The sequence below is a fragment of the Streptomyces sp. H27-C3 genome (assembly GCF_030063415.1).
Classification (GTDB): domain Bacteria; phylum Actinomycetota; class Actinomycetes; order Streptomycetales; family Streptomycetaceae; genus Streptomyces.
The window spans coordinates 1-10,332 of sequence record NZ_JASITA010000084.1; the positions used below are offsets into that span (position 1 = coordinate 1).

At 67.6% G+C, this 10,332-nt stretch carries 13 protein-coding genes and 2 pseudogenes; 5 read left to right on the forward strand and 10 right to left on the reverse strand.

Annotation, left to right across the window (positions count from 1 at the left end):
- The first annotated feature begins 670 nt into the window (after nt 1-670).
- Nucleotides 671-850, forward strand: coding sequence for a hypothetical protein (locus tag QMK30_RS37630; RefSeq protein WP_283522839.1), 180 nt, complete (start codon nt 671-673; stop codon nt 848-850).
- Entirely contained in the window at nt 847-1,116 is a 270-nt protein-coding gene (locus tag QMK30_RS37635) for a hypothetical protein (protein WP_283522840.1), read from the forward strand. Before QMK30_RS37630 ends, QMK30_RS37635 begins: the two co-directional genes overlap by 4 nt.
- A 150-nt stretch (nt 1,117-1,266) precedes the next feature.
- On the opposite strand, the gene QMK30_RS37640 is transcribed toward QMK30_RS37635, so the two are convergent.
- The 4 genes from QMK30_RS37640 to QMK30_RS37655 form a co-directional block, all read right to left on the reverse strand.
- The gene (locus tag QMK30_RS37640) at nt 1,267-1,617 is read right to left on the reverse strand and encodes a PRC-barrel domain-containing protein (RefSeq protein ID WP_283522841.1); all 351 of its coding nucleotides are present in this window, start codon (nt 1,615-1,617) and stop codon (nt 1,267-1,269) included.
- Nucleotides 1,618-1,873: 256 nt separating this feature from the next.
- On the reverse strand, nt 1,874-2,152 hold the full coding sequence (locus QMK30_RS37645) for an SDR family NAD(P)-dependent oxidoreductase (RefSeq protein ID WP_283522842.1): 279 nt from the start codon (nt 2,150-2,152) through the stop codon (nt 1,874-1,876).
- The gene (locus tag QMK30_RS37650) at nt 2,149-2,382 is read right to left on the reverse strand and encodes an SDR family NAD(P)-dependent oxidoreductase (protein WP_283522843.1); all 234 of its coding nucleotides are present in this window, start codon (nt 2,380-2,382) and stop codon (nt 2,149-2,151) included. Before QMK30_RS37650 ends, QMK30_RS37645 begins: the two co-directional genes overlap by 4 nt.
- A gap of 162 nt (nt 2,383-2,544) precedes the next feature.
- Complete coding sequence (locus QMK30_RS37655) at nt 2,545-3,837, reverse strand: MFS transporter (protein WP_502963309.1); 1,293 nt, start codon at nt 3,835-3,837, stop codon at nt 2,545-2,547.
- 98 nt (nt 3,838-3,935) lie between these two features.
- Here QMK30_RS37655 and QMK30_RS37660 point away from each other — a divergent pair, with 98 nt between their 5' ends.
- Complete coding sequence (locus tag QMK30_RS37660) at nt 3,936-4,388, forward strand: winged helix-turn-helix transcriptional regulator (RefSeq protein ID WP_283522844.1); 453 nt, start codon at nt 3,936-3,938, stop codon at nt 4,386-4,388.
- On the opposite strand, the gene QMK30_RS37665 is transcribed toward QMK30_RS37660, so the two are convergent.
- From QMK30_RS37665 to QMK30_RS37685, 5 genes are all read right to left on the reverse strand, one after another.
- Nucleotides 4,360-4,623 carry a hypothetical protein gene (locus QMK30_RS37665; RefSeq protein WP_283522845.1) on the reverse strand — a complete coding sequence of 88 codons (264 nt, stop codon included), beginning with the start codon at nt 4,621-4,623 and terminating at the stop codon, nt 4,360-4,362. The two genes, QMK30_RS37660 and QMK30_RS37665, sit on opposite strands and share 29 nt — an antisense overlap.
- A 21-nt stretch (nt 4,624-4,644) precedes the next feature.
- Nucleotides 4,645-4,809, reverse strand: coding sequence for a hypothetical protein (locus QMK30_RS37670; RefSeq protein WP_283522846.1), 165 nt, complete (start codon nt 4,807-4,809; stop codon nt 4,645-4,647).
- Nucleotides 4,810-4,834: 25 nt separating this feature from the next.
- Nucleotides 4,835-5,002, reverse strand: a complete 168-nt coding sequence (locus QMK30_RS37675; RefSeq protein ID WP_283522847.1) for a hypothetical protein — start codon at nt 5,000-5,002, stop codon at nt 4,835-4,837.
- 119 nt (nt 5,003-5,121) lie between these two features.
- On the reverse strand, nt 5,122-7,164 hold the full coding sequence (locus QMK30_RS37680; RefSeq protein WP_283522848.1) for a CocE/NonD family hydrolase: 2,043 nt from the start codon (nt 7,162-7,164) through the stop codon (nt 5,122-5,124).
- Between the two features lie 49 nt (nt 7,165-7,213).
- Nucleotides 7,214-8,521, reverse strand: a complete 1,308-nt coding sequence (locus tag QMK30_RS37685; RefSeq protein ID WP_283522849.1) for an ATP-grasp domain-containing protein — start codon at nt 8,519-8,521, stop codon at nt 7,214-7,216.
- Between the two features lie 245 nt (nt 8,522-8,766).
- Here QMK30_RS37685 and QMK30_RS37690 point away from each other — a divergent pair.
- Nucleotides 8,767-8,920, forward strand: a pseudogene (locus QMK30_RS37690) (GNAT family N-acetyltransferase); the annotation flags it as partial.
- A gap of 264 nt (nt 8,921-9,184) precedes the next feature.
- A pseudogene (locus QMK30_RS37695) lies at nt 9,185-9,409 on the forward strand (hypothetical protein); the annotation flags it as partial.
- Here the strand turns inward: QMK30_RS37695 and QMK30_RS37700 are convergent.
- Nucleotides 9,395-10,024 (reverse strand): VOC family protein, encoded by a 630-nt coding sequence (locus QMK30_RS37700; RefSeq protein WP_283522850.1) that lies wholly within the window; start codon nt 10,022-10,024, stop codon nt 9,395-9,397. The pseudogene QMK30_RS37695 and the gene QMK30_RS37700 overlap by 15 nt on opposite strands.
- Nucleotides 10,025-10,332 lie beyond the last annotated feature (308 nt).

The window sequence follows — 10,332 nt, forward strand, 5'->3', positions numbered from 1 at the left end:
AGGTCCGCGACCAGCGGGCCGTCACCCTCGCCGAGGCTTACGTCCGCCACCCCGAACGCTTCGGCCGCCGCCCCCGACCACCCGAGATACCCCAGACTGCCTGGATCAACGACCCGGCCAAGCGCCGGGAACCCGCACCACAAACCTCATAGCGTCACGACCGTCTCACTGGACTTGAAATCTTCCGGAGTGAGCGGGTTCGGGGCCTGCTTCGGCGGCGTCGGAGTGCGTGGCGGGTAGTCCGGCCGGTGATCCGCGTCAGCATCCCAGTGCGGCGGCATCGGCGCTCCCGGGGCGTGTGGCTGCGTGGACCGCCCGAGTCTTCAGCGTGAGCCGGGCGGCGCGTAGCGGTGGGGTTCATCGGCAAACAGAACCCGTTCGGTTCCCCACCTGCGGACCAAGGACCGGACCCCCAGACACCTCATGGGACGCCGTACGGGCACAAGGGTGCGACAGCTCCCTCCCTCACGGTGGGCGGCGTCGGCACCTCGGTAGGAGTTGTCGGCCGAGTGACGAATGCCCGCCTCGACCAAGACGTCGATGATGCGGTGAGTGCGGGCCGTCTGCCGCGGAGCTCCCTCGATGAGCCGAAATCTCAGCGTTCTGCACCATCCGCTGGAGGCAACTCACATGTTGGGCACGCAAGTTGTCGGACGGGGCGGGTGGACGCATGGCGGACCGGGTCGATGTCCTGATCGAACTCTGGAAGGACGAACGTCAACAGGCATTGCAGGCCGAGGGACAGCGCGCTGCGCTGACCGACATCGTGATCGTGGTCGTTGCCGCCGGCCTTGGCTTCGTCTCCCAGAAGAGACTCAGCCATCACTTCTGGTGGTCGCTCTGCCGATGATGCTGCTGGGACTTTACGGGGCGCTCAGCTGTCTGAAGTTCCAGGAACGCTTCTCGCACAGCTCTCAAGCACGTCGGCTCAGGATCGAATTGAGTCGGATCGACCCGACTCTCCCGATCGAGGCAGGGCGACAGGCGACCAAACGCCTGCACAGATCACGGTTTTCGTTCCTGGGCAAGATCCGCCTCTATGCGTTGTGGGTTGCCATTCATACCGGTGTAGCGGGGATGGGCGGGGTCCTGTCCGTCTGCGCGCTCCTGGGCTGAGGGCGGGCGGCTCCACAGTGCCCGACCCGGCACTCCGGGTAACTGGCCATTCCGAATCGCGGCTGATGCCGATGAAGGCGGGCACCGCGCACAACGCAGGGGTGGGGCAGCCGGAGAATCCTGCTGCCCCACCCCCGATGCGTATGGTCCTCAGACCGCGCGGTGACGGCCGTAGTGGCCGCCCACTTCCTCGTGGTAACCGGCGTCGCCGAGGTGCTTGTCCTTGTCGAACTCGGGCGCGGCCTTGATCTGATCCTTCGTCCGATCGACGTAGATCTTCTCTTCCGCAGCGTCAACGCGCGTCACCGTACCGGCCGGCAGCAGTACATGCTTGCCAAAAATCCAGACCCCGGTGTCCACAACAAGGTAGGAGGACCCGACCTCGTCGGAGTGCTTGTCCACCTTCCCGATGCTTCCGTCGGTCGCCTCGACCTTGTACCCGGTCAGAGTGTTGCCCGCGGTGTAACCGGTCGTCGGCTGGTAGCCCCAGATGTCGCTCATAATGAATGGCTCCCTTAATCGACTGAACGCAGTACATGAGGAAGACACCGGAACTGCGTGACTGCTCCGGTGACCCAGACCTTCGCCTGTCCAGGGATCAGGGGCTCACACAAAAAACCCGCAACCAAATTTTGGCACCACCCGCGAACACACATCACACGACAGCGGCACGTTTGCCGGACACCTGAGCGGTGAGATGCAGCAGCATCTCCGTCATGTGCACGGACAGCAAGGCACCAGGCGCTCAAGGCTGGGGTCAGGCGAGCAGGAAGCCGCCGTCGACGGGCAGCGTGGCGCCGGTGACGAAGCCCGCCTGATCGGACAGGAGCCAAGCGGCGGCGGTGGCGATCTCCAGCGGCCGGCCGAGGCGGTCCATCGGGCTGAAGGTGTTGAATCTGGCGACGATCTCGGCGGGGGCGTGCTCCATACCCCCCCCCAGGAACATTTCGGTGGCCGTGGAGCCAGGGGCGAGGGCGTTGATACGGAGGTTCTGCCGGCTGTACTCGAAGGCGGCGGCCTTGGTCAGGCCGATCACACCATGCTGGCGGCGATGTAGGGGGCAAGGCCGTGGTTGCCGATCAGACTACCGACGCTGCTGGTGTTGACGATCGCGCCGCCGTCGGCGAGCGTGGCTTTGATCTCTGCCAGCATGGCAAGGAACACACCCTTGAGGTTGACGTCCAGCAGGTGATCGTAAGCCTCCTCGGTGTACTCGTGGAATGACTCCACGGCGCTGGCGCCGGCGTGGTTGAACGCGGCGTCCAACCGCCCGTACAGGCTGCGTGCCCACCCCGGACGCGCCGTAGCCCGCTGGATCGGGGGCCCATACTTCTCTCGCGCTCGGCGTTCTTGCCGGACTTCTTGTCCGAGAGGATCCGGCCGCATCCGGCGTAGATCCCGACGCGACCCCCCGCGAACCGATCTTGCTCATCCATCGGCCGATACATCAACAGCCACGGAATGACCCCAGTCGGTGGCCTTGGTGGTGGGGTCCGGGGTGCTGTGTCGCGTGAACGCCCAGAGCGCAAACGCGAGGCAGCTGATCGCGGCGCCCAGTGCGCACACGGCGCCCCAACCGGCCGCAGCGTAGAGGGAGGTCGCGGCGATGGCGCCGGTGGCGCTGCCGATCGAGTAGAAGACCATGTATCCGCCGATCAACCGGCTGCCCGCGTCCGGGTGCAGCGCATAGATCAGGGTCTGGTTGGTGACGTGGACCGCCTGCACGGCGAGATCGAGGAGGATCACGCCGACGACCAGGGCCCAGAGCGAGCTGCGGGTGAAGGCCAAGGGCAGCCACGAGGCAGCGAGCAGCGCAAGGGCAATGCCGGTGGTCCGCTCGGAGAGTCCGCGGTCGTTCAGGCGGCCCGCCATGGTCGCGGCCAGGGCACCTACGGCTCCGACCAGCCCCAATGCACCGATCGCGGTGTGGGAAAGGGAAGTCGGGGGCTCGCTGAGCGGCAGCGCGATGCTGCTCCACAGGGCGCTGAAGACTGCGAAGATCAGCAGGCCGAGCAGGGCGCGGAGCCGCAGAAGCCGTTCTCGTGCGAACAGGGTGATCGTGGAGCGCAGGAGTTGTCCGTAACGCAGGGATATTGGCGGGGCATCGTTGTGGCGGGGCAGCACTCGGTGCAGGACCAGGGCGAGCAGAGCGGTGAGCGCCGCTGAAGCGAGGTAGACGGAGCGCCAGCCCGCGAGGTCGGCCATGAGGCCGGATGCGGTGCGCGCGAGCAGGATCCCGATGACCACGCCGCTGGTCACCAGGCCGACGACGCGTCCACGCCGGGCGGGAGGGGCCAGTGACGCCGCGAAGGCCACCAGCGTCTGCGTGACTACCGCGAGAAGCCCCATCGCGGCCATGCCCGCGAGCAGGATCGCCGTGGTGTGTGCGGTGGCGACCGCTGCCAACGCCAGCACCAGGAGAAGCAGTTGGGCCACGATGAGGCGTCTGCGGTCGGCCACGTCGCCCAGCGGCACGAGGAAGAAGAGTCCCAGCCCATATCCGACATGTGTGAGGGTGACGACGCTGCCGACAAGTGCCGGGCTCATCGCGAGGTCGTGGCCCACGGTCACCAGGAGCGGCTGGGCGAAGTAGACGTTGGCCACCGCGGTTCCACAGGCGACGGCGAACAGCATGACGACGCCGCGGGACAGGACGAACGCGGGACCTCCCCCGCTCCGTGCCGCGGCCCGTGGTGTCACAGCCTCACAGTTGCTGACCATTCGGCACCCCTCCGCACACTTGGTTTTATCTTGCCACCGATGGAGACCGTAGCTTTTTTTGGTAGCATTTTGCAACTAGTGTGAGAGTGGAGGACGACATGGTGAGAAGGACGCGCTTCGACGACAGCGACTGTCCCGTCGCTCGGTCAGTGGACGCGATCGGCGACTGGTGGTCTCTTCTGATCGTGCGAGACGCCTTCGACGGGAGCCGTCGCTTCGGGGAGTTCCAGCGCAGCCTCGGCGTGGCGAAGAACATCCTCACCGCGCGCCTGCGCGCCCTGGTCGCCGGCGGTGTCCTCGCGTCCGTCCCCGCCTCGGACGGCAGCGCCTACCGCGAGTACGTACTGACCCCGAAGGGCAAAGCCCTCTTCCCCGTCATCGTGGCGCTGCGGCAATGGGGTGAACAGAATTTCTTCGCCCCCGGCGAACCGCACTCGCAGATGGTCGACCACCGGCAGGGACATGGCCTTCGCGCGCTGGAAGTCCGGTCGGCGGACGGACGACGACTGAACCCCGACGACATTACCGTCCACAAGGTCTCCACCCAGTGATCTGAGCGGGAGAGCCGGTGCCGACCACCCAGATCTCCTTGCACTTGAGCTGATCGCGCAGGGCCTGGAAGGCGACGACCTCATAGATCATGCGCACCACCCGGCGCCGGTCGCGCTGCACGTACGCCTCGGTGGCAGTCAGTACGGCGCCGCAGGGAGGGGCCGCGCGTGCTGCCGCGGAACAGGCGATCGCGCGGACCAGGTCGACGCTGATGCGGTTGATCTCCTGGCGCATCTCTGTGAGGTCCGGGCGGCCCTACGGCGCGCCTGAAGGGTCCGCGTCCCAGCGGGAGTGCAGGTCCCAACCGGTGTGCGGAGCGCGCTGGGCCTGCGTGTTCACCTCGGTCTGGTCGCGGAAGATCCGTACCGTCACATCCGGAGCGGCTCCCACTTCGCGTGCTTGGCGCGCCGCCGCAGCCACACCCTGCTCCTGGCGGAGCAGGTCGTCAACGGGGGCTGCCCGTCGACCACTTGGCGGCGGCGGCGAGTTCGGCCATGGCGAGGCGCCGTGCCGAGAGGTCTGCGAGCCGGTGGCGCGGGCGCCCCCGTAGTTCCTCTCGGCACCAGACGCGGGCGCGGATGTCGCCGCGCTCTCCGCCTGGACCGTGAGACATCGTCCGCGCCCACTTGCCGACCGAATCCGACCCCCGCCCCGCTCACGGGCTCACCAGATCACCTGGTCACCAGCCAGCACAACGACCAACAAGGCCAAGGCACGGCCGACCCCACAGCCCTACAGGCCGTCCCTGGGCAGCGTCTCGTTCCACGTCCGGGAGAAGACCCTGTGCTGCCCCTCGTAGCCGTCCAGGGTCGCGTCGACGAAGAACTCCGTCTCGCTGCACCGCAGAACCGTCCTGGTCTCCACGCGTACGTTCCAGGCGTCGCGCCGGAACCGCATGGTCCAGGCCGACTCGCCGCTGACCGAGGTGAAGTCGTCGGCGACCGCGTCGTAGCGCTCGTAGGCGCGCAGGCCGACGTCGAGGCCGATGTCCTCGTGGCGCACGACACCGCGGTCTTTGACGATCTCCAGCACGGACTTGTACTTCACCAGGTCACGCCTGACCTCCCAGCTTCCCTCCGGGGCCACCAGCTGGGTGTTGATCAGCGGCTGCGTACCCTCCGGTTCACCGAAGGGCTGCTGCGGGAGTCCGTCGGGCTCGGCGGCCGGGCGGACCGGCAGTGTCAGGGAGCTCGGCCCCTCGTGGACGCTGAGCACGACCGGCCTGGGCGGCGGCCAGGCGAGCGGCCAGTAGGACGTGGACAGCGACAGCCGGATGCGGTGGCCGGGCGGGAACACCTGGGCCACCCCGTTGAGCTGGACGGTGGCCCGGTAGCGGCGGCCGGGCTCCAGCACGTCGGGGGCGCCGGTGCCGTCGCGGTGCGTGAGGTTGAGGATGCCGTACGACACCCGGGTGGCCGGGCCGTCGGGTGCCACGTCGGACAGCCGGGCAACCACCGTGGCGATCGGCTCACTCACCGACAGTTCGAGTTCGACGGTGGGCGAGCCCAGGATCTCCACCTGCTCGGTGAGCAGGTCCGAGTCGAACACCAGCGAGCCGCCGTCCTCCTCCCGCTGGTCGTAGGGCAGGTCGGGCGGGGCGTTGTACGACGCCCATTTGCCGCCGAACTGGCCCACTGAAAGCGGCGATTGGATGGTCATCGCCCCGCCCGGTCCGCTCTCGCCGCGAGACGGTGCCTCGCCGGGGGCGCCGATGCGGTGCCGGGTGAGCGGGTGGGTCCGCGACTCGATGTGCGGGGACGGCCAGCTGGGCTCACCGACCCAGCGGCCGGGGCGCTGTTCGTAGGAGGTCGACGGCGGCACGCTGTCCTGCATCCAGGCCTGCAGCATGGGCCCGTCCATGACGCCGTTGTCGACGCCCTTGAGCCAGTGGTCCCACCAGCGCACCAGTTCCTGAAGGTAGCCGATGGCGGGGCCCGGCTCGCCCAGGTGGGGGAACTTGTGCGACCACGGGCCGATCAGCCCCTTGCGCGGCACGTCCAGGTTCTCCAGGAGCCGGGTCACCGCGTTGGAGTAGCCGTCCGCCCAGCCGCTGGAGGCGAGGACGGGACAGCGTACGGCCTGGTAGTCCTCGCACACCGAGGCGTGCCGCCAGTAGTCGTCGCGACGCTGGTGGCGCAGCCACTGGAGGATCCACGGGCGGGTGTTCTCCAGGCGCTCGTGCCACATGGCGCGCCATTCGTCGCCGACCAGCGCCGGGTCCGGCGGGCAGGTGGCGTAGGCGAACATGGTGCCCGCCTCGGCGAGGTTGTCCGAGAGCAGCGCACCGCCCATGTAGTGCATGTCGTCGGCGTACCGGTCGTCCGTGAAGGACGAGATGGCGATGGCGCGCAGGCTCGGCGGCTGCCGGGCGGCGACCTGCAGGGCCGCGAACGCGCCCCAGGAAATGCCCATCATGCCGGTGGCCCCGTCACACCAGGGCTGGTCGGCCAGCCAGGCGAGGACATCATCCGCGTCGCGCTGCTCCTGCTCCAGGTACTCGTCCCTGAGCACTCCCTGCGACTCGCCGGTGCCGCGCAGGTCGACGCGCACGCAGGCGTAGCCGTGGCCCGCGATGTACGGGTGGTGGATCGAGTCGCGTACGGACGTGAGGTCGCGTTTGCGGTACGGGATGTACTCCAGCACCGCGGGCACCGGCTCCGTGTCGGATGAGGTGGGGCGCCAGATGCGCGCCGAGAGCAGGGTGCCGTCGGACATGGGGACAGTGACGTGCTCTTCTTCCTTGGTCGTGCAGGGCAGGTTGCTCACGAAACGCATAGGGCTTACCGGCTCCTTGATGTGCGGGGGTGGTGCGGTGCTGCTCGGTTCAGACGTTCTTCTGGTCCCGGCCGCCGGGCGAGGTCCGGTCGAAGGTGAGGCTCAGGGCCGCCACGCAGCGGTCGTACTTCTCACTCAGGTCCTTCTCGCTGTGCCCACCGGTGAAGATGTGGGCGAGTTCGTAGCTGTAGCTGTCCTGCTGGGGTATGCGCGACAGTCGCTGTCCCTCGGGCGGCACCACGTCGACGACCACGCCGGATATGTCCCGCTCGATGCGCTCGATGTCCTCCTCGGTGGGAACGCTGTGCACCACACCGTCGGCGAACCAGCGGTAGTACCACTTGGCGGCCGTCTCGTAGCGGCCCGCACGGTGCGGGAGGCTCGGGTCCTTGCCGAGTGCCAGGCTGACCATGCAGTGGTGGTTGGGGGCGCCGTCGACGTACTCGAAGAGCTCGGCGTGCGACTGCGAGTGCCGGGGGTTGATCTCCAGCACGTTGATGTCGTCGGTCTGCGGGTCGTAGAAGAACTCGATACTGAACGTCGCCGCCTCCATGCCGATCTGCCGCATGACACGTTCGGACACGTCGTGCAGCCGCCGGATCACGGGCTCGGGCAGCGTTGAGGGGTACTGGTGGCGCAGGAAGCTGGAGCTGTCGGGGTAGTTGATGGAATCCAGTACGCCGTAGACAGTGACCTTGCCATCGTGGACGTAACCCTCCACGGCGACCTGGATGCCCGTCAGCGCTTCCTCGGCCAGACAGACCATTCCGCCCACCCCGTCCATCTCCGGGGGCAGTTCAAGCCGGTCGAGTATGTACTCGAAGGGGCGGCCGACGCGGGATATCCCTTCGCGGATCTCCGCGACCGCTTCCAGGAACTCCTCCTGGTTCTTTACGCCGAAGGCCAGTTCGGAGGAGTATGCCAGCGCGGGCTTGAGCCACATCGGGAAGCACACGCCCTCCGGCGGCTTGGGCTCGGCCGCCTCCAGGTCGACCATGCCGAAGCGCGGGTGCGCGTCGACGGCCTTCTGCTGCTCCAGCCGGCTCCAGTACTTGTGCTCGCACTTGACGATCGACTCCAGGCTGGTGCTGCGCGTGCCGTAGCGCTCGCTGAGGATCGGCACGAGTGTGCTCACGGGGAAGTCCCAATAGCCGACGATCGCGTCGATGTTGCCGTCGAAAGCGTCCAGGGTGTGCTGCGCCTTTTCCAGCAGATCGGGTACGGAGACCTCGCCCTGCTGCAGCTCCTCAATGGTCAGGAGCTGGTGGAATCGGTAGCCGCGCGCGTCGGGCACGCCTTGCAGGGTGGGCAGATTGGCCTCGTCCAGGCCAATCACGAAGATGTTTTTCATTTGCATAGAAGCTCCCTGGTAGTGACGTTCGGGTTGCTCCGCTCCGCGTACCCGACCGCGCCCCACCTACTCCCTGTGCCTGCCGATGGGTCGTCGCAGCGGGGTGCCGACCCTGACATGGGCGCTCTCCTCGGTGATGTACGTCGACCTGGGGCCATGGCCTGGACCTGATGCCGGTCGGGATAGTGCAATAGATCACCATGGACGAAGCAAAGCCTGACGGTTTCGATGAGTCCGGCGGTCTGCTCAGGATGGAGCAGAACCTGGCCGAGCATGCCTGCCACCTGCATCGGAGCTTGGACGCCGCGTCCGTCGTCGAGAGCAGCGACCTGCTGATCGCCGACAGCGGCCTTGCCGACGACACCATCAGCATCGTTGCGGCGGCCCGCTTCACCGCGGACACCAAAGATAGGTTCTGGTCGGCATCCATGGGTCGACGGCAAGGAACTCTGCGTGAGCGTTATATCTGGCATAGCCAGGCTCCCCGTCGACCGCCGCGCCCTCATCTCGCTGCTCCGGCGACTGAGAAAATCCCGGAGGGGCCAGGCAGAGCCCTACGGCCTCCTGGCTGAACTGAGGGCCATGGGCGACGTCGTACGGGCCCCGTGGGGCGCGTACTTCGCCACCGGCTACGACGTGTGCAGACAGGTCTTACGCGACCGCACCTGGCCGATCGTCCGCCGCCCCGAGGCCGCCCTGCGCGTCACCAAGGCGCTGCTCAACTCGTTCGCAGCCGCGACCCGCCTCGCCGCCCCGTCCCTCCTGGACGCGGAGCTCATGGCCTCGGTCGCCGCCGCGACCCGCCGGACCCGCAACGCCGGCGGGACGAGCCCCGTGCCGATTCGGCAGGCCACCGTAGAAGGCCATCGTGAGATCCGATCAACTCGCGGATGAAGCCGACGAGGGGGTCTCCCATGCGAACCCGTCAGGGTCGGTGAACGGCCCGGCATCGCTGCCGATCATGAGCCGGTGCGATCCAGTGCCGTCGGAAGGAACGCCGGCGTCCTTGGCAAGGGCACGGCGCCCGTACAGTGCCAGCTTGACGGGGCTCGACGGAGTGGCGAACTCGACGTACTTGCGGCCGAAGCTCTTCGCCACGGCGAGACCGCGGCCGACGTAGAACTGCTTGCTCGCGGCCATGTCCGCGACTCCCATCAGGAGCACGATCTCGTCGATCTGTCGGGTGTGCGGGCCGGTGTCCTTCTTCGCCGAGGTGGCGACCTTCCAGATCGTTCCGTCCGGGGCTCGTACGACACCGCCGTAGCCCCAGAACGACTTCGCGGCAGGCTTCAGCGGCGTGGCACCGGCGTCGACAGCGGCGTCGACGAGGCCTTTCACGGTGGCCGGCTGGGACACCATGAGTGACAGTGTGAACCCGCGGAAGCCGGTCGTCGGTGCCTCCGAGGCCCGCAGGCGTACCTGCGATTCCAAACCGAAGGCGGCGGTGTAGAAGCGGTTGGCGGCCGTGGGGTCGGCCACGTCGAGGGTGACGGATTCGATGGTTGCCATGGCCATCACGCTAGTTGTGCTCGGTGCGGGGCGCTTCTCGATTCCTGACCGATCTGGTGCCGTGCGCAGCGCACTGACCGCCTCGCAGGGGGGAACAGGTCGAGCCAGGGCGGCCGCGACACCGTGATCACACTTGACAGAGCAAGACCATCCCACCCGCGACCGGCTGTCTTGGGGGAGCCCTTAGGGCTCGCAGAGATTCAACATGCGTGTTTGATGTTGTCCGGGGGTTCGGTGCCGTAGGCATCGAGGTAGGCGGCCACGTCTGCGGGGGTGGTGAATCGTGCTGTGGAGCGAGGGACGGTGCA